The sequence below is a fragment of the Bacillus sp. E214 genome, assembly GCF_008087365.1.
Lineage (GTDB): Bacteria > Bacillota > Bacilli > Bacillales > Pradoshiaceae > Pradoshia.
In genome coordinates this window covers 647,474-666,578 of the sequence record NZ_VENN01000001.1, presented here as the reverse complement: position 1 = coordinate 666,578, position 19,105 = coordinate 647,474, and the positions used below count along the sequence as shown (strand labels likewise).

At 37.6% G+C, this 19,105-nt stretch carries 15 protein-coding genes; 3 read left to right on the top strand and 12 right to left on the bottom strand.

All coding sequences use genetic code 11. The features are described 5' to 3' along the window. Positions 1-5 precede the first annotated feature (5 nt). The 7 genes from FHY47_RS03135 to FHY47_RS03105 all read right to left on the bottom strand — a co-directional run bounded on the left by FHY47_RS03135 (position 6) and on the right by FHY47_RS03105 (position 8,266). Positions 6-908, bottom strand: a complete 903-nt coding sequence (locus tag FHY47_RS03135; RefSeq protein ID WP_148629631.1) for a dienelactone hydrolase family protein — start codon at positions 906-908, stop codon at positions 6-8. A gap of 13 nt (positions 909-921) precedes the next feature. Beyond that, entirely contained in the window at positions 922-2,280 is a 1,359-nt protein-coding gene (locus FHY47_RS03130; protein WP_148629630.1) for a glycoside hydrolase family 28 protein, read from the bottom strand. Next, entirely contained in the window at positions 2,281-3,402 is a 1,122-nt protein-coding gene (locus tag FHY47_RS03125) for a glycoside hydrolase family 88/105 protein (RefSeq protein ID WP_066099733.1), read from the bottom strand. Then, complete coding sequence (locus tag FHY47_RS03120; protein ID WP_262365957.1) at positions 3,402-4,973, bottom strand: glycoside hydrolase family 43 protein; 1,572 nt, start codon at positions 4,971-4,973, stop codon at positions 3,402-3,404. Before FHY47_RS03120 ends, FHY47_RS03125 begins: the two co-directional genes overlap by 1 nt. A gap of 75 nt (positions 4,974-5,048) precedes the next feature. Further along, positions 5,049-6,545 (bottom strand): extracellular solute-binding protein, encoded by a 1,497-nt coding sequence (locus FHY47_RS03115; RefSeq protein WP_148629629.1) that lies wholly within the window; start codon positions 6,543-6,545, stop codon positions 5,049-5,051. A gap of 71 nt (positions 6,546-6,616) precedes the next feature. Further along, complete coding sequence (locus tag FHY47_RS03110; RefSeq protein ID WP_066099741.1) at positions 6,617-7,243, bottom strand: YesL family protein; 627 nt, start codon at positions 7,241-7,243, stop codon at positions 6,617-6,619. 36 nt (positions 7,244-7,279) lie between these two features. Next, positions 7,280-8,266 (bottom strand): ABC transporter permease, encoded by a 987-nt coding sequence (locus FHY47_RS03105; RefSeq protein ID WP_077247914.1) that lies wholly within the window; start codon positions 8,264-8,266, stop codon positions 7,280-7,282. 280 nt (positions 8,267-8,546) lie between these two features. On the opposite strand from FHY47_RS03105, the gene FHY47_RS03100 reads away from it, so the two are divergent. After that, entirely contained in the window at positions 8,547-9,416 is an 870-nt protein-coding gene (locus FHY47_RS03100) for a carbohydrate ABC transporter permease (RefSeq protein WP_066099743.1), read from the top strand. Positions 9,417-9,464: 48 nt separating this feature from the next. Here the strand turns inward: FHY47_RS03100 and FHY47_RS03095 are convergent, their stop codons facing one another. The 3 genes from FHY47_RS03095 to FHY47_RS03090 form a co-directional block, all read right to left on the bottom strand. Continuing rightward, entirely contained in the window at positions 9,465-11,732 is a 2,268-nt protein-coding gene (locus FHY47_RS03095) for an AraC family transcriptional regulator (RefSeq protein WP_140461355.1), read from the bottom strand. A 274-nt stretch (positions 11,733-12,006) separates the two neighbouring features. Beyond that, a complete protein-coding gene (locus FHY47_RS19135) occupies positions 12,007-12,129 on the bottom strand; it encodes a hypothetical protein (RefSeq protein WP_258188141.1) in 123 nt (40 codons plus the stop codon). A 78-nt stretch (positions 12,130-12,207) separates the two neighbouring features. Then, the gene (locus tag FHY47_RS03090; RefSeq protein ID WP_148629628.1) at positions 12,208-12,963 is read right to left on the bottom strand and encodes an NAD-dependent epimerase/dehydratase family protein; all 756 of its coding nucleotides are present in this window, start codon (positions 12,961-12,963) and stop codon (positions 12,208-12,210) included. A gap of 302 nt (positions 12,964-13,265) precedes the next feature. On the opposite strand from FHY47_RS03090, the gene FHY47_RS03085 reads away from it, so the two are divergent. Together FHY47_RS03085 and FHY47_RS03080 are read left to right on the top strand one after the other, a co-directional pair. Next, the gene (locus tag FHY47_RS03085; RefSeq protein WP_187393417.1) at positions 13,266-15,368 is read left to right on the top strand and encodes a 5'-nucleotidase C-terminal domain-containing protein; all 2,103 of its coding nucleotides are present in this window, start codon (positions 13,266-13,268) and stop codon (positions 15,366-15,368) included. A 211-nt stretch (positions 15,369-15,579) separates the two neighbouring features. Further along, on the top strand, positions 15,580-15,876 hold the full coding sequence (locus FHY47_RS03080) for a hypothetical protein (RefSeq protein WP_140461352.1): 297 nt from the start codon (positions 15,580-15,582) through the stop codon (positions 15,874-15,876). Between the two features lie 284 nt (positions 15,877-16,160). Here FHY47_RS03080 and FHY47_RS03075 read toward each other — a convergent pair whose 3' ends face one another. Next, complete coding sequence (locus FHY47_RS03075; RefSeq protein ID WP_225983686.1) at positions 16,161-18,185, bottom strand: penicillin-binding transpeptidase domain-containing protein; 2,025 nt, start codon at positions 18,183-18,185, stop codon at positions 16,161-16,163. 176 nt (positions 18,186-18,361) lie between these two features. Beyond that, positions 18,362-19,042: an HAD family hydrolase gene (locus tag FHY47_RS03070; RefSeq protein WP_140461351.1), complete on the bottom strand. Its 681-nt coding sequence runs from the start codon at positions 19,040-19,042 to the stop codon at positions 18,362-18,364. Positions 19,043-19,105 lie beyond the last annotated feature (63 nt).

Genomic DNA, 19,105 nt, shown 5'->3' with positions numbered 1-19,105 from the left:
ACACCCTATAAATGATTTTTTAAAAACATAAGGACATCTTCTCGCATTCCGCTTGTTTCAATATGGCCGCACATGTAGCGAATCATTTTCCAGTATTCGGAAAATCCTGCCTTATCATACACTGATTTTAATTCGTCGTCGATAATATCCAGACCTGCAAGCGGGGTCAGCTTATCATCCGTACCAACCAGACTAAGATGATGGCGAGGTGCAATCAAACTCTGTATTTCCGATGTCTGGAAATACTTTAATAGACCTGGCACATAAGAATAAAAACCATGATGATCAAGACCTCTGCAAGCGATTAATGTATTCGCCTCAACCTGGGCAGCGATATCAATGCAGATTCGTATTCGCGTATCCAAAGCAGCAAGCCACCATGACATCAATCCACCCATGGACATGCCAAGTGTGGCTATTCTCGAAGAATCGACATCCTCTCTTTCAACCAAATAATCAAGCCCACGAAGGCTATCATAAACCATTCTCCCCCACAAAACTTCACCCTTCCAGATCATTTCCTTAAACAATTCACTTTCCGTTTTCCCTTTCCTTTCTCCAAATCCAATCATGTCCATACATAAAACACCATATCCCAGATCCGTCAGTGCTTTAGCATAAGATTCTGATTGAAGATAGGTACTACTATGAAGCAACTCTGTTTTTCCAATATGATAATTACCTCCGTGAGAATGGTTGAACATTACAACTGGCATTTTCCCTGATACATTACGGGGCCGAGCAAAATAAGCCGGTATTACTTCATTTATCCAAATAACTTCGACCATATAATTTTCTACGGCTAGTTCTTTTACTTTTCGACAAGATAATGTATTGCTACGCTCAGGCAAATCTCCTAGTAAGGAATATAGAAGCGCTCTTCTATCACCCTGCAATGTCTCATTCATTTGCTAAATCCTCCTAATCAATGAGTGTGACATTATTAAACTCATATAGGGGATCTGTCTCATCCATTGGATTTTTCGAACGGCAATTGGATAGTTCAATATCATGAGCATTTTCCACATAAAACGCTGGGCCAGTGTGGTTCTCAACTGTAACATGGTTAAAACGGATATTTGAAACATTTGAACAAAAGAATCCTCTCTGCTTCATCGGCTCAAGGTCATCCATCATTGCCGGCAATCCTGGCTCTGCTTCCTCAGCCATTGCAACTGTAACATAATCAAATGTAATGTCTTCTACAAATCTTTCTGCAAGACCATATAAAAATCCAGCTGCCGCACTCACTTCACGGGCTGTTATATGTGAAAAATGAATTCTCCTAAATTGCGGTGTTTCTTCAGTTACCGGATAGGGATTTTTATCGTAGACATACTTATCTTTTCCTCTTGGTCCACAATAGTAATAAAGATTAGCAATAAACGGACAAATCACTCCATTCATGACAATATTGGAGACACGAATATCTTCTACCACCCCGCCGCGTCCTCTCCTTGATTTCAACCTGATTCCCCTGTCAGTCCCTTCGAATATACAGTTCATTACAGTCACGTTCCGAATATCCCCGCTCATTTCGCTACCTATCACAACTCCACCGTGACCATGAATCATCGTGCAATTTGTAATAGTAATATTCTCACATGGCACTCGGGTTAACGTATCTTCCGTTCCCGACTTAATAGCTATACAATCATCGCCTACATCTATATGGCAATCAGAAATGCGTACATTCCGACAAGACTCTGGATTGATTCCATCTGTATTAGGAGAATCTGCCGGATTAAGAATGGATATATTATGGACTGTCACATCCTCACAGCAAATGGGATTAACTGTCCAACTCGGAGAATTAATCATTTTGATCCCATCAATCAAAACATGTTTACATGAATCAAAACTTACCAGCTTTGGTCTTGGATACTTATTTTCATTCTTTCGGAAGATTTTCCACCAAAACTCGCCATTCCCATCTAAAACTCCATGTCCTGTAACAGAAATATTCTCTGCATCTTCTGCATATAGACATGATGCATACACTTCCCTCTTTACTCCTTCCCACCTGGATGTTACAACTGGATATTCATTTAAGTCATTAGAAAAAGTTACGTAGGCCCCAGCCTCGAGATATAAATGAACGTTACTTTTTAATATCACTGCACCTGTCAGAAAACGTCCTGAAGGTATATAGACCGTTCCCCCTCCATCTGTCGAGCAAGCTAATATAGCCTCATTAATTGCTTTTGTATTTAAGGTTTCCCCATCATCAACAGCTCCAAAATCGTTAATATTATAGAAACTATGGGTGACATGATTCATTTATAAATCCCCCCTTTCCATTTCAGCTGCAGCAAGAACAAAAGCTCCGACTCCTTTTAAATCATTCGTTATAATTGGTTCGCTAATATAATATTCAAATGTGCCATCTCGTTTATCCGGCCCCCCGAGACCTGCAACCTGACAATTTTTGTTTAGATTCACAAGTCCTTCAGCGGTTACGGTTATAAATTCATCAAGAATTCCTTGATATGCCTTAGATGCAATCGCCTTCCAGTCATCGTTCAGTACACCAAGCCTTATGCCCTTTGCAATCGCATATACAATCATGCAGGACGCTGATGCTTCAAGATAATTACCTTTCCTGTCACCTTGGTCAAGAACCTGATACCATACATTAGATTGTGGATCCTGAACATTTCTCAATGCCAGAAGCGCCCCTTGAAGAATGGAGATTAATTCACCCCTGTCTTTTTGATTTTCAGGAAGTATTTCCAATACATCTACTATGGCCATCACAAACCATCCCATTGAACGTCCCCAAAAATTCTTTGAAAGCCCTGTTTCCGGATCACACCACGGCTGGACCTTTTTTTCATCATATGCATGGTAGAATAGCCCGGTTTTGGGATCCTTCGTATGCTCGGCACATATGATAAACTGTTTGGTTATATCATCATACTCACGTTCTTCCCCGTATAATATCGCATATTCTGCATAAAATGGAGATCCCATATATAATCCATCAAGCCAAATTTGATAAGGATAAACTTTTTTATGCCAGAAGGCGCCCTGTGATGTGCGTGGATGTGTGCGCAATTGGCTGCGCAGTAAATCAATAGCTTTTTTATATTTTTCCTCACCAGTTTCCTTATATAGAGTTATCAATACCTTGCCATTATTAATATGGTCGATATTATAATGGCTGAGCCGATATTCGCGGATATCCCCTTCCTCGTTCACAAAAGCATCCATGTTTTTCTTAATATATTTGAAATATGATCTATTTCCTGTCTGCTTCCAAACCAGTTCTGTTCCTTTTAGGACCACTCCATAATCATAAGACCATTTATCATTATTAACACCCGAAGACAATAATGGCCTTCTCACCATACATGAATCTACCATTCTTTGTGCCCAACTTTTCGTGGCTGTTTTCTCCATCAACTTCCCCTCCGATATGAAAAGTAATCATAATCCGCATGCTTCTTTGTTCCTTGCATATCCTGTACACATATTCCAACAAAGTTACCTGTAAAACCATTTCCTTCATCTGAAAGATGGGAAATGCTGATAGGTTCTTTAACTGCAGTCCAATCCTTCACATTCGTCTTGTAAAAAAATCTGGCCATCGTACCTTCTATCGTTGCTTTCAATACGCATACTTGGCTGCCTTCTATCGAATAGACCTGGTTGCATACACTAAAATCACCTTTTACACACTGCATGATCTGAAGGCATTTTCCTACCACTTCATCTCTGGATATATAAAAATAAACGTAATTATCCGTATTGAAATAGAGCACAAGCCCTGCCATTTGTAAAAATGTATCTGGTTCAAACTCAATTGATGTTTCCACTTCACATTTTAGATCCTCTTGTCTTCTTGCAATCAGATGCTGCTCGTGCAAGGAGTGAAGGGACTCACCGCCTCTAATCCGCAAATGGCTTTTCCTTTCGGATAAGCTGCACCATTCTTCTTTTGGTGCCATTCTAAGCGTATTCCAACATTTATGCAGTTGCAGATTGTCAAAATCATCAAAATCTTGATTATCTGACGGAAATGGATGCGGCGTTAATGCTGGAGCCTGTACTTCTACTTCCGGTTCATTTCCACCGCACGCCAGACGAAGCCATCCATCATCACTCCAGCACACACGCTGCAGGGCTGTTTCGCGGCCAAGAATGGAATAGTTTCCATCAATAGGTCGGCTGCATAAATGAGCGATATACCATTCCTCGTTTTGTGTGCAAACAAGACTTGCATGACCAGCCTTTTGAAGCATTAATTCATGATTGTTGGCCGAGGTTAACATGGGATTTTGAGGATCCACTTCATAAGGGCCGATTATATCCTTTGATCTTACAATAGTAACGGCATGTGTACGTCCTGTTCCTCCCTCGGCTGTCACAAGATAATAGAAATCATTATGCCTGTAAAGATGGGGAGCTTCCGTCTTGCGTAAAACAGTACCGTCAAACACTTTAAATATGGGGCCGACTAATTTGTTCTTTTCAGCGGAAAATTCTTGCATAACAATTCCAACAGACTTATTTCTTCCTTCGATCCGATAATCCCAATGTACATTTAACAGCCATTTCTTTCCGTCTTCATCATGAAACAATGAAGGATCAAAATTTCCACTATTTAAATAAATAGGTTCTGACCACGGTCCCATAATATCGGACGCAGTTATCAGGTAATTATGAGCATCCTTGAATGGAAATTTACTTCTTCTCACATCCGTATAGACTAAATAATAAATATCTTCATGATAGCTTAATGCCGGCGCCCAAATACTGCATGAATCAGGATTCCCAGAGAAATTCACCTCGGTCAGAATATTCCCTAGGTGCCTCCAATTGCATAAATCCTTTGAATGATAAACCGGTACACCTGGAAACCATTCAAAGGTAGATGTGACAATATAATAATCTTGATCTACCCGTATGATACATGGATCTGGATTAAACCCAGTAAGAATTGGGTTATGAATAACTGGTTGTATTGGCAAAAATGATTCACCCCTCAGTCGTAATAATGGATAAACAGTCCTTCTCGGTATAATAAAGAAGGACTGTTAGTTTTTTTAGGAATTTGTTTCCTTATAGGATGCTTCAAATTCTTCTTTCATGGCATCTCCGCCAGATTTTTTCCACTTTTCAACTTGCTCATCAAATCCTTTATCGTCAATGTCTCCCATAATATATTGAATAGTAGCATCGATGATCAGCTTTTCAAGTTCGGTTCCTCTTTCATTTGCTGTCTGTGATTCCAGTGGAAGCGTTGGATCTAATACAGCAAAGCTCGCATTCTCTTTGATTTGTTCGTTTACTTTTTGTTTTCCAGGATTTCCATCTATGAGTGTATGAGTAATTTCACTTGGACGTGAGCTTGAGAAAGGCTGGACATCTTTTTGCCATAAATCATTATCTATAATTTTAAACTCTTCATTTTCACCAAATTCGTAATGCGTTCCTTCAATTCCGCCTGTCATTAACATAAACGCCTCTTTACCTATTAAATCATCAATGAATTGTAATAGGCGTTTCAGATGATCCTCTGATTTAACTTCAGATTTAGGGAATGCCATTAGCCCGCCAACACCACTGTTCTCAGACCAAATATGATATTCTCCATCCGGGCTCTTTATTTTGTTTACAGGGACAATTTCCATTTCATCTTGTATACCCTCTGCCATGGTTTGTAACTGAGTTATGCTGACCAATCCAGTAAAGATACCGGCCTTACCTTGTGCAAATTTTTCGATTTGATTATTTTTCGGTGTTACAGCGAAATCTCTGTCCATATACCCATTTTTATATAAGTCTCTGGAATATTTCATCGTGTCTCTATATGCTTGCGTTTCAAATTCCGCGGAGAATTTTCCTGACTCATCTACAGCCCAAGTATTTGGAGCACCAAAATATGAACTAAGCGTTTTAAAACTACCGTATTTCAGTTCATTACGGTCACTAAAACCAAACGTATCATCCTTCCCATTTCCGTCCGGATCATCCTCTGTAAACGCTTTAGCTACTTCGTATAATTCGTCTAAATTTGTTGGTACATCTAATCCGAGCTTATCTAACCAGTCTTTACGGAGCAATAAGCCGGATCGAGCTAAATCCTTTTGAAATGGCACACCATATAATTTCCCATCAATGGAAGCTGCCTTTCGCATATCTTTTGAAATCATTTTTAAATTTTCATAGTCATCGAGATACTTCTCAACATCCCAGAACATTCCGGATTTTAAGGATTGTCTGACAGATGAATTTGTAAGCATGGTTAAAGACACAATTTCCGAGAGCTCTCCAGATGCTAGGGCTGCGGTTATTCTTTCTTCTTTGGAGGCATCTGGCACCCAGTTAAACGTAATATCGGAATTGGTTAACTTCTCAATTTTTTCATGTATAACATCCGTCGGCGGTGATGCGGTATGTAGAATCGCTGTCCAAGTAACGTCTACTTTTGAATCAGCAGCAAAACTCTCACCGCTTGTATCTTGATCATTTGAACATGCAGACAACGCTAACTGGGAAGCAGCCAATAAAGCCAATAATTTTCCGCTTGCTTTTTTCATTTCCATTCCTCCTATATAAAAAATTAGATTAAATTGTTAAAAGCAGATTTGTTATTCCGCCTCCTCTCTCGCTAGGAAACCTTTTCTTCTTTTTGTACATAAGTTGTTTGAAGTTCTATCTTCTTAAAGACCTGATGCGTCATCCACATAATGAGATATGCGCCAATACTAATACCTATAAAAGTTAAAATACCTGGTATCATGAAGAGAAAAAAGTAGACAACACCTAGCATGATAATCAAAATCAGTGAGTATTGCAGATACGAAATACCAATAATCAAGGAATATTTCAGCTTATCTCGAACCTTCTCCAATTCATAATGAACCAGCATCGGAAAAATAAATAGTAGTGAAATCAGATAGAGAAATCCTATTACAATCAAAAGCCCTCTTAAAGCTTGTGATTCTATATACAATAAATCTATATACAGAATAATTCCAGCCGCCATATAGCCAATCGCGATAAGATTAGCTTCTTTAAATTCTGTTCGATAGACTTTAAGGAATGTTTTAAAAATCGGAATATCCTTATCTCCACGGATCCATTTACGTAAAACGGTAAACATCGCGCAAGTGGATGGTCCTATTCCTGCAACTACAGCACCTGCTAATGTAAAGAGGCACCATAAGAGTTGCAGATAAACCAACATGAGGACAAAATTACACGCATTGTTTAAACCCTCACCAAACCTATCCATTTCTTTCCCCTCCACATAATGATAGCGCTATCATTTTCAATACAACCCATCCTCTCCAAACTTCTTGGCGAGTTTGTTGGCACCTATGACTAGAACAAGTCCGACCAACCCTTTAAATAAACCAACAGCAGTACTATAGCTTAATTGTCCATTTTTCAATCCAGCCGTATACACATACGTGTCAAAGATTTCTACCATTTCACGGTTCAATGAGTTTAATAGAAGATAAACGTGTTCAAATCCTAAATCAAGTGTTTGTCCAATTTTCAAGATTAAAAGAATGATGATTACAGGACGAATGGCGGGAAGAGTAACATGCCATATCTGCCTTAATCTATTCGCTCCATCCATCTTAGCCGCTTCATAAAGCTGAGGGTCAACCGCTGTTACTGCTGCAAGATAAATGATTGTCGACCAACCCATTTCCTTCCATATAATCTGAAGTATATAAATTGCTCTAGTCCAGGCACCATCCGTTAAGAAATCAACCTTCTGACCTCCAAGCTGGGCAAGCATTTCATTAACAATGCCCCCATCGGTTGTTAAAAATACATAAGAAATAGAAACAATAATGACCCATGACATAAAATGCGGAATATAAATGACTGTTTGTATTGCATTCTTGAACATTTTTATTCTTACTTCATTTAACATGAGCGCGAGAATGATAGGGATCGGGAAAAAAATAAACAGGTTTAATGCAAAAAGTATTAATGTATTTGATAATAATGTAAAAAATGTTGGTTCTGTAAATAAGCGAATAAAATGTTTAAATCCCACCCATGGACTTTCGCTGATTCCCAGGAAAGGCTGATAATCCTGAAAAGCGATGATTAATCCTCCCATAGGAAAGTACTTGAAGATAATAAAATACAACAGACCAGGTAACAACATTAAATAAAGAAATTTATATTTAATGAGGTTCGTTATGAACCTTTTGCTCAAATTCTTCACCCCAGTTCTTTTATGGAGTGTTGCTGTTCCCTGCGGATCATCTTTGACGACAACCGCTGTATCCTTCATCAAAAACATCCCTCCTTTTTCTTACTTCAATGTTCCTGATTTTAAAATTAAAGAAAATTTCAAGTAACGTCTATAATCATCCTGTTAGATTGCTGAATTAACAGCTTTTTGTAAGCGTTTTCTAAAACTAATCTGATGTAATGATTACTTTCTTTTAGAATTGAGCATACCAATTTTTCTCTTAGTTAATTGCATGGATATCAGTTGAAAAAATGATTATAGACGTTCCAAAAGACAGCTTGATATAGTGAGGATAAGCAATATTTAAGGAGGGGTTTACTTGCAAGAGAAGAGTATCGGAAATCGAATTTTTAATTTTTTCAATTACTCATTATTACTTATTATTGGCCTGGCATGCTTCATTCCATTTCTAAATGTAATTGCCAGCTCCTTTGCTACTACCCAAGAGGTAGTTGAAAAGGATTTTATCTTGTTTCCCACAACCTTCACTTTAAGTGCCTATGAGTATATTTTTTCAACACCAACCATTTTTAAAAGCTTTGCCGTTTCGATTGGGGTGACTGGAGTAGGGACGCTCGTTAGTATGGTTCTGACATCCTTAATGGCATACTCCCTTTCCCGAAAATATTTGGTTGGCAGACGGTTCTTAAACTTTGTGGTCGTTTTTACGATGTTATTCAGTGGAGGCATGATCCCGACTTACCTGGTAGTCAAAAATTTAGGGTTAATTGATACCTACTGGGCACTCATTTTGCCTATCGCAATCAGTGCCTTCAATCTCATTATCATGAGGAATTTTTTCCAAGCGATTCCCGAAAGCCTGGAGGAATCAGCAAAAGTGGATGGGTGCAATGATTTTATGATTTTCATTAAAATTATCCTACCTCTCTCATTACCTTCAATCGCAACAATTTCTTTGTTCTATGCGGTTGCCTATTGGAATGAATATACCAACGCAATTCTTTATATTAATGATTCATCTAAATGGCCCATTCAAGTCTTACTTCGCCAAATCGTCATTGTATCAAGCGGCATGCAGGCAGATAACTCAGTTGTCGAGGTTGTTCCTCCTGCCCAAACGATTAAAATGGCGGTTATCTCTGTCGCCACTCTACCAATGTTGATTCTATATCCTTTCTTGCAAAAATATTTTATTAAAGGTGCTTTTGTCGGCTCAGTGAAAGCGTAACCCATAAAAGAACAGTCTGGTTTGTAATCAGACTGTTCTTTTTTACGCCTACATTGACATTTCATCCTTCCGATGCAGTTCTCGATATTTTCCTGGTGTAGTCCCTTCTAACTTCCTAAATGAACGAATAAAATTCTGCGAGTTATTATATCTAAGCCTCTCTGATATTTCCTTAACAGATATATTTGTCTCAATGAGCCAATTTTTAGCCATCTCAAAACGGTAAAAAGCTAAGTATTCACTAAATGATTGCTTGAATTCCTTCTTAAATATACTACTTAAATAATTCTTATTATAATGGAGACGAGACGCAATTACTTCAAGTGAAAGATCTTGATCAAATTCCGTTTGAATAATATGTATAATCTTACTGGAGATCGTCTTATATTGTGAATCAGTTCTTTCTGATACAGTATCTATCATAGGATACACGATTCTATCAGTGACAAATCTCTCAATTTCCTCGGATGTTTTCATATCAGATATCGCTTGATAAATGGTTTGATGCTCTTCCATTGTCAATTGTTCCATCCCCATAATTTGCATGAGATTCAATAAATCATTCAAAAACCTCATCAAATTGACTTCAAGTCCAAGAGGATTTGGGTTGTTTTTAAATAAATCTGCAAGCAGCTGATACAATGTATCCTTTGCTTTTTCACTGTCACCTAATTTAATAGTATCGAATAATTGATTTTCTAGTGTTTTAGGGAAATAAGTATTAATCTGATTGTTTGATAGGATGGAAGATACACTTTCATAAAAAATAATAGATTCCTTTCCCACTTTTAACCGATATTTTAATGCATCTATTCCTTCTTTAAGCGCCTTCTTGCTGTCGCTTAACTTCTTGTAAGGACTGCTAATCCCTATACTAATCGTTAAATTAAATATGCCTTTCACCTTTTTTTGTATACTTTCAGCATATTGATTCAGGATGGTAATATCATTATCATTCTTTTCTCCACTGCCTAAAAAGATTGTACCCTGAGTATTGTCATCAATGACGGCTGGCGCTAATCTTTCGTTTTCATCAATCATTTCAGATACAATTTGATTAATTGAGAATAAAAGCAAGTCCTTATCCTTTCTTGTATAATCTGAATTATTCACACCATCAAACTGAATTGCAAGGACATAGAGGCAGCGCCAGTCCTGCGGAAATTTAAAACTGCGTAATTCCTCATTAATCTCCTCTTCATCCAATCGGCCATGAAATAAATGAAGCATAAATAAAGTCTTCAATTGCTCATGCTGAGTAGTCACCATGCTTTCCAAAGATTCATTTTTTTTCATAACATCTTTCAGAGAATTTCCGATTAGCTCAAATTCATCGCGAACTCCTTCTTTATGTATATTTGGAATAAAATTCTGAAGTTCTCTAATCGGCTTTGAAAAATAGTCTGAACTTATATAAGCAATCACGATTGTCACCAATAGCATAAAGATACTCATCGCACTTATTCCAATAATTGTAGGTTTCATCGCTTGGGCAACTTCTGATTGATTTATTTTAGTAATGTACACCCAACCATTATAGCTAGACTTGGAATAGACCACCTTGTATTCATCCTTATCTCCTTTTACCTTCATAAGCCCTGTCGGCTTATCACTGGTTCTTATTACATTTGAAATGTCCAGATCAATAGGATCCTCATTTGAGGCAGGAGCATTACTGTGATAAAGTAGAGAACCTTCCTGATTTAAGATGTAGATTGGATCACTATGTGACGGTTTGTATATCAGATCCCCAAACGATTTTAAGGGAATCGTAACAACCAATACACCTGTTTTATCTGATTGGGAAAATGGTACCTGCTTAACAAGCTTAATGTTGGCTTCTTTTTTTTCCTTCAACCAGGTAGATACATGGGGAAGAGAAAGATATTTTTCTATAATCATTTCTCTCTTCTCGTTCGATAACCTTTCTAACCCGTGTTCTCCTACTGCCCAATTACCTTTTAAGCTAATCAATTCAGCTATAGTTTGGCTTGGGCCAAAGGAGGATATGTAATTTAATTGCTGATCAATTTCTTTGTATGTACTAAAATCCTTTGCAGTTAAAGAATCGCTGACAATAGAATTAAAGGATGAATCATAAATATAAGCGTTAAATATATAGTCTACTACTTGAAGTTTTTGCTCAAGAGTATTCATTGTCTGAACGACATTTTCTTGTTTTTCAACTATAATTTTCTCTTCCAGAGAATCCCTCGTAAAAAGGAATGCAAAACAGTTAAAGATAATCATTACAAGGCTTCCAACCAATACGAATGGGAAAAATATTCGGTAAAAGTACTTGGGTTTATGCTTCATCCTAAACACCCCTCGTTGCCAAAATTATTCAAACGCTTACATAAACAACCATATAGTATTCTGTAAAAAAGTGTCAATACGAAATGTTTATAATAATTTTATGAAAGATATTCATTGGCCATCTTCCGCTATAATATTAATTGTATTTTTCCAATTAAATTCCAACATTGCTAATTGATTAATATATTAATTGATGAAAAATACGAATATTAATGAAATATTTCATATAACGACAGCATTATAGAAAAATACAAGCAAGTTATATAAATCATTATTATGGTCGATTGAGTGGTATTAAGCTCGTGCTAATCATTGAAGAAGAACCTGTTTCTGAATGGCTGATTTCTTCTGGAATCTTCGCAATCATGCTTTTTAATAATAGGATTTCTCTATCCAAACACTTGGCACCACATACTTGATATAAAGGAGGTTTTAAGGCACACAAAAAGGCCTACCTTCATTTAAATGGCGGCCTCTACTCTTTAGACACATCTATTGCATTCACTTTTGATATAAATCCAAGCTCTTTCCAAGCATTTTCTGTTGTCCATGGCTTATCAGGATTATCTGAGACGCCATAATAAGTCCCATACTTAACTGTAGATTCTATTGCCAAGTCAAATAATTGTACAGCATCTGTATGCGATAACAATGTATGACGCAAACGTTCATTTTCTTTTACCGCTTCTTTTTCATAGGGGACTACAGTACCAATCCTCAGGTTAATGACCGAATGGGGATATCCAATCTCTTTAGAAAATATGTGCCCAATACTTTCAGAAGCAAGCTTCAATACACCATAAAGACCTCGTGAATTAGGATAATCGCTAATATTAATCTCTCTTCCAAATGTAGACCTCCCTTCCCTTTCATACCTATCTGTTGTATGATTGCTGCTCGCATAGACAATTTTAGGAATTTCCAATTCAACAGCGGCACGTAAAATATAGAAAGAAGCGATGAAATGAATTTCTGTCATTTTATGAAATTCTTCAAGAACTTCCAAATCATGTTCTGTCTTGATTGTTAGCAAATTGACCAAAGCATCAGAATCACCTGGTATGCATTCTAATAATTGGTCAAAATTAGTGGCATCCACTTCGATAAATTCAGCTTGAAAGGATGGTTTTTGTTTATCCAGAATAATTACCTCATATTTTTCATTAAGACCTTCATTTAGCACTTTACCAATGGTTCCTGATCCGCCAATTATAACTACCTTTTTTTTCATATCTTCCTCCCTAGATTAAATATACCAAATCGCTATTATATATCTTATTTTACCCCTCCCTTTTTTTTACAAACTCAACATATTTATAAAAATACCTAAGAATTGTGATATCCGATACCTCACAGAAGCCAAGTAAATGGCTCATAAAAGGGTGCTAAATAGGTATACTAACTTGAATAATCACAAAATAAATAGTTCTATTTTACCATTTATTTGAAAATTATGTCGATTCCCTCCAAAACTAATTATAATCAGATATGAGGCCTATATCTTGGCCATATCAAACAAAAGGGGAGCGGTATATGAAGTTTCGATTGAAGTTTTATCGTATGTTGGCCATTATAACAATGGTTGTTGCGCTTGCTGGAACATTGGTTGCGCCGGCTGTGGATGCAAAGACAGCTGATCGCCAGAATGAAGCACGTTTTATTCAGGAATTGGGCGTTTCGTCCCAAAGTATGAAGAAACAGAGATCCATATCTCGAATTGATGCAGCTGCTCTGATGGCGCGCGCATTAAAACTCGATAACCAGAAAGCTCCAAAGACAAACTTTACAGATGTGCCAAAATCGTCCCAAAAAGCAGTAAACTCATTAGTCTATGCCGGTATTCTTGATGGGAAAAGCAAGAATAAGTTTGGCAGCTATGAGCCTTTAACTCGTGGGGAGCTTGCTGTTTGGATTGCGAAGGCTTTCGAGTTGAAAGGAAGCACAGTAACAGACTTCTCTGATGTACCTGCTAAACACACGGAAAGAATCGGTTCTATCCTTCTATACGGTATCGCTGAGTCTATTTCCGATACTGAATTTGGTTATAACCAAAAGGTTAGCTTATCTGAGCTTATTTCCATGCTGCAACTAGCCCTAAAAGCCCCAGATTATCAATTGCGTGTTCTTCATGTGAACGATACACACGCAAATATTGAAAATACACCACGACAAATAACCGCGATTGATGAACATCGCAATGGAAATACGAATAATCTTCTTCTCCATGCTGGTGATGTATTCTCTGGCACCCTTTATTTTAACGAATTTAAGGGACTAGCCGATCTTGAATTGATGAATCTAGCCGGATTCGATGCATTTACTTTCGGTAACCACGAGTTTGACCTTGGCACTGAGACTTTGCTGCCATTCGTTCAAAGCGCTGAGTTCCCATTTGTGAGTGCAAATGTTGACTTCAGCGATGATGCCCTCATGAAAAGACTTCAGAAAAACACATATACTGCTAAGCCACATGATGGAAAAATTTACGACGGTATCATTAAAAATGTAAACGGGGAGAAAGTTGGTATTTTCGGCTTAACGACCGCTGAGACTACCAGTATCTCTAGTCCTGGTGATGTTAGATTCGAGGAATATATCAATTCAGCTAAGGCCTCCGTTAAAGCATTTAAGAAACAAGGTGTCGATAAAATCATCGCCCTTACCCATATTGGCTACAATGATGGCGGAGGAGACAATGACCTCGAGCTTGCTAATCAAGTCGAAGGTATTGACATTATTGTTGGCGGCCACTCTCATTCACAACTGAATGAGCCAGTCGTTGTAGATAAATACAAAGAACCGACTGTTATCGTACAAGCAAACGAGTATTCCAAATATCTTGGTGAGCTTGATGTGAGCTTTGATAAAAAAGGAAAAGTTATCGCCTATGATGGCGAACTGATTAGCATTGATGCTAAGAATGCGGAAGGATCTTATATCTTTGCCGAAGACCCGGCAGCAGCTCAAATTCTAGCGAAGTATAAGCCTGTTGTTGACGCAAAGAAAAAGCAAGTTGTCGGAACAACAGCCGTCGATCTGATTGGCGGCAATCCTGCTGCAAGAACAGGCGAAACTAATCTTGGCAACTTGATTGCTGATGGAATGCTCGATAAGGCAAAAGCCATCAATCCAAATACTGTCATCGCCCTACAAAATGGTGGCGGTGTCCGGACAACCTTAAAGGCAGGGCCAATCACATTAGCTGACGTTATGACAGTCCTCCCCTTCAGCAATGCACTCGCAATCATGGAAATTAGCGGAGCGGCATTGAAAACAGCTCTTGAACATAGCGTTAGTGCTGCTCCAAGCGCTAGCGGTGGATACCTGCAGGTCGCAGGCATGCGCTTTACCTATGATAGCTCTAAACCAGTAGGCACACGCGTGCAATCAGTCGAAATAAACCAGAATGGTGAATATACATCACTCGTGGATACACAGACCTACTTCGCTGCTACGAACATCTTCACTGCCAAAGGCGGGGATGGTTATTCTGTCTTTGCTGATATTTATGCAGATGGCCGCGTAAGCGAACCCGGCTTCGTTGATTGGGAGATTTTCTCCGATTACATCCAGTCCTTCCCTGAACAAACTGTTTCACCTAATGTTGAAGGCAGGATTATTGATGTAGCTAATTAAGATAAAGAAAATAAGAGGCATCAGTTTAAGACTGATGCCTTTTCCAATGACTGTTACAGTAATTTCGTTAACCTTAATCGGCTAACAAAACGGATAAAATAAGTTTTTGACAGGACATGCCTTTTTACTTATTCCATAAATACCCATTTTAACTTTATAATGAGATAGGATGTTCAATATATTAAATAAATCGAGATAGGATGCGATGATTATGGATTATATTAATTATACTGAGATTATCTTGAGGTACGCTCTCCTGGCGTTTTCCTTTTTTTGCGTTTATGCAGTAACCAGGCAAGGGAGTAAAAGCGAGCGTTATGCAGCACTATTAATCTACCTAGCTACCTTTGGCTTGTATACGTTCTTAATTATTGCTGAAGTGATTACCCCCTCTGAAGATGCGAACATTGGATTAGGCTTTTCTATATTGCTAATGGGATTTGTGAGCATCGCAGGAATCATCTTAGCAGGCATCATCTACCTGGTGAGGAGAATTAAATCCCGTTAATCGATTTACATCACTATTATTTTTTCAGATTACTAGTTTATCTATTTAAGGTGCACTCAGCAGAAGATAGTAAATAACTAAAAGTATTGATGAAAAAATAAAAAGAACTATTAACTTGGATGATGCAAAAATAAAACCTGTAAAGAAGCGTGAAAAAAGAAGCTCCCACCCTTACTTGAAAGATACCCCCGGATAGTGGCACTTTTTTATCAGTGTCCGCTATCCAGAGTATCGTTCATGTTCTGAATGGAAGCTTCTTTTCTATTTTTTGTTTACCTTTTTAATTAATCAATTTCAGAGGAATCCCAATCCAAGAATGTCTTTTGAACAATGGATTGAACATTTTTACCTCCGCCATTATTTTGTACATCTTCTATTAACAGTGCCATGACAGCCTTCGGATTTTTTTGATCATAGGCTACGAATAACCCATTTTCAATACCTTCTTCTCCTTGTGTGCTTTTCAGCTCAGCTGTACCTGTCTTACCTGCCAATTCCAGTTTAGGTGTGTTTGCAGCCTTTCCTGTGCCGCTTGTAACAACCTTCCTCAAGTCAGTTTTCAATGTTTTAGCCTGTTCAGCAGTAATAAAAGAATCATGCCAAACGGCAGTTTCAGTATCAAGGTAAAGACGAGGCTTCATCAATTTTCCATCATTGACAATTGTACCGTAAATACTGGATAAATGAACCGCACTCATTAATACTTCTCCTTGACCATAGCCAGTATCAGCTAATAATTTACTGCTCTCCAATTTGCCGCTATTTGAATATTGTGATGCGCGGACTGGATATTCGAGCGGGAATTTTTCTTCGCCAATCCCTAATTCCTTAAATCCATTAATCAAATCAGTCTCACCAATCGAAAGAGCTGTCTGTGCGAAATAAATATTATCTGAGATTTGTAAGGCAGTTTGAAGATTAACAGGTTTTCCTGGATCGCTTACTCTTGTAATAGAGGCATTTCCCCATTCTTTCCCTTTAGACCATTTTAAGCCTTTAATATTCAGCTGTTTTTCTGGGTCAAGCTTACCCGTTTTTAAACCAATTGCTGCAATAATCGGCTTGATCGTTGAACCAGGTGAATAAGCGGCCGCAAATCGATTTAACAATGGCAGTTTTTTATCATTTTCCAGCTGACTATACTTCTCTGAGCTAATTCCCAGTACAAAGTCGTTTGGATTAAACGACGGAGAACTTACAAGCGCCAATACATCTCCTGTATTTGGATGTACCGCAGCAAATGTCCCCGCAGCTCCCTTCATATTTTGAAATGCTTGTTTTTGTAATTCACCATCCAATACTAACCTAAAGCTTTCCCCATCCTCTGCTTCTGTTTCAGCAATGACTATAGGGTCATCTTCGCGGTTAATATAAATCGTATTGCCATCTTTCGGGCGCAGTTTATCCTCTAATAATTGCTCAAGCCCTCTTTTGCCAATTATACTGTCATTTGAATAGCCCTTATCTTTATTTTTCTCTAGCTCTTCAGCAGTAATAGTACCTACATATCCTGTCAAATGGGCTGCACTTTCACCATATGGATATTCCCGAATCTCTTTTTCTTGGAAACTGACACCATTAATAACTTTTAATTTTTCAATCAGCTCTGTTTGGTTATTTTGGATTGTTTTAATTGGCACAAAATAACCTGGCTGAACCCAGCTTTGATTAAGCTGTTTATCAATATAGTCATTGCTAAGATTCAATAATTTTGTTAACTCAGCTTTTTTGGATTCATCAAACTTCTCTGGTGTTATACCTACAGTTTGAGCAATTCCATTTATCGCAAGTCCATTTCCATTACGATCAAGGATTTCGCCCCTTTTACCAGTTGTCGTTTTAATCCCAATCTTATCGTCTGGCTGAAGTTCAGGGAAAATATAAGTTGTATCCCAGTCTACATACCAATTCTCTTCCTTATCCTTCGTTTCAAGCTTCATGGTTACTTCTTTTTCAAATTCAATCGGTCCTGCAAGGGAATTCATTTTTACTTGAATGGGAAGTGTTATACTTTTTTGATCCCTCTTCAGCTCTTTCTCATCCTTGAATTCGCTTTTAACTGATAAATCGGAAATCTCCAGGTCCTTATAGACCTTTTGATATCGATCGACATATTGTTCTTTTTTAAACTTGTCTTTGGCTGAGTCTGCTACATAGTTCGAATACATCTTATCAAATTTCTGATCGTTCCACAGGTTTATGTATTCCTTCAATCGCTCTTCTGGACTGACAGTTTCATTACAACCAGCCAAGATAAGAACCATTAATAACATTCCTATACTTCCCCATATGGTTTTTTTAACCTTCAACGTGAGAGCCCCCTTTCACATACAAGACTATTATACTAAACTAATCAATGATTTTCACAATGTTTCATCTTCAAAATAAAGCTTATAAACAATTTTACTAAAGCGAATAGACAAAAAAACCTTTTAAGTTTAACTACAAAGAGTTAATTTAAAAGGAATTAATTAGAATAAACTATTTATTTTTTGTGTATTTTAATTGAAGTTTCATGCTTATATTTTTTTATCAATTTAATAAAATCAGGAAGAGTCTTACAAATATGAGTAGGCTTTGTTCCATACAAGCTCGTTTGAACTGTGCTAAACCATTGAGCTGCGATGGTCGTTACGTGCGCTGAAGCTCCTGCAGCGATATCAGCCTGGCTATCTCCAACAACGATGACCTCAGATGGATCATTATGGAGTAAAAATAGTGATTTCTGTATCCCTTCAGGATCGGGTTTAGGTGCTTTAACTTCATCGCCAGAAATGGTCACATCGAAATAGTCGTATAGATTCAACAACTCTAGTGAGAGTGTTAATGATCTTCTGCTTTTTCCAGTAACAATTCCCAGATTTATATCCATGTCCTTTAAAACATCCAGCATTTCCTGAATTTCTGTTAAGTATTCAAACTCACGATTATGCCCTTTTTCATATAAATCATAAAAATCTTCTATGGCATGCTCCACCTTTTCCTTATTACGTAAATGATTTCTTATAATAACATCCTCAATGGGACCAAATAATTGAATAATCTCTTCATCAGTTAAACTTCTTTGATCATATTTATTAAACACATACCTAAAAGCTTCAAAACTAACAGGTAAAGTATCGGCAATAGTTCCATCAAAATCAAACAGAACGGTCTGGAGACTCACCGTGCCACTTCCTCTCTGTATTAGCCCTATCAATAGTTTATTACCCTTTTTGTAAGAAGGTTA

Excerpts from the sequence above, each read along its gene's own strand:
- FHY47_RS03135 (WP_148629631.1), bottom strand. The coding sequence starts at position 908 with ATGAATGAGACATTGCAGGGTGATAGAAGAGCGCTTCTATATTCCTTA.
- FHY47_RS03080 (WP_140461352.1), top strand. The coding sequence starts at position 15,580 with ATGGATTATATTAATTATACTGAGATTATCTTGAGGTACGCTCTCCTG.
- FHY47_RS03105 (WP_077247914.1), bottom strand. The coding sequence starts at position 8,266 with ATGAAGGATACAGCGGTTGTCGTCAAAGATGATCCGCAGGGAACAGCA.
- FHY47_RS03095 (WP_140461355.1), bottom strand. The coding sequence starts at position 11,732 with ATGAAGCATAAACCCAAGTACTTTTACCGAATATTTTTCCCATTCGTA.
- FHY47_RS03085 (WP_187393417.1), top strand. The coding sequence starts at position 13,266 with ATGAAGTTTCGATTGAAGTTTTATCGTATGTTGGCCATTATAACAATG.
- FHY47_RS03130 (WP_148629630.1), bottom strand. The coding sequence starts at position 2,280 with ATGAATCATGTCACCCATAGTTTCTATAATATTAACGATTTTGGAGCT.
- FHY47_RS03090 (WP_148629628.1), bottom strand. The coding sequence starts at position 12,963 with ATGAAAAAAAAGGTAGTTATAATTGGCGGATCAGGAACCATTGGTAAA.
- FHY47_RS03110 (WP_066099741.1), bottom strand. The coding sequence starts at position 7,243 with ATGGATAGGTTTGGTGAGGGTTTAAACAATGCGTGTAATTTTGTCCTC.
- FHY47_RS03125 (WP_066099733.1), bottom strand. The coding sequence starts at position 3,402 with ATGGAGAAAACAGCCACGAAAAGTTGGGCACAAAGAATGGTAGATTCA.
- FHY47_RS03115 (WP_148629629.1), bottom strand. The coding sequence starts at position 6,545 with ATGAAAAAAGCAAGCGGAAAATTATTGGCTTTATTGGCTGCTTCCCAG.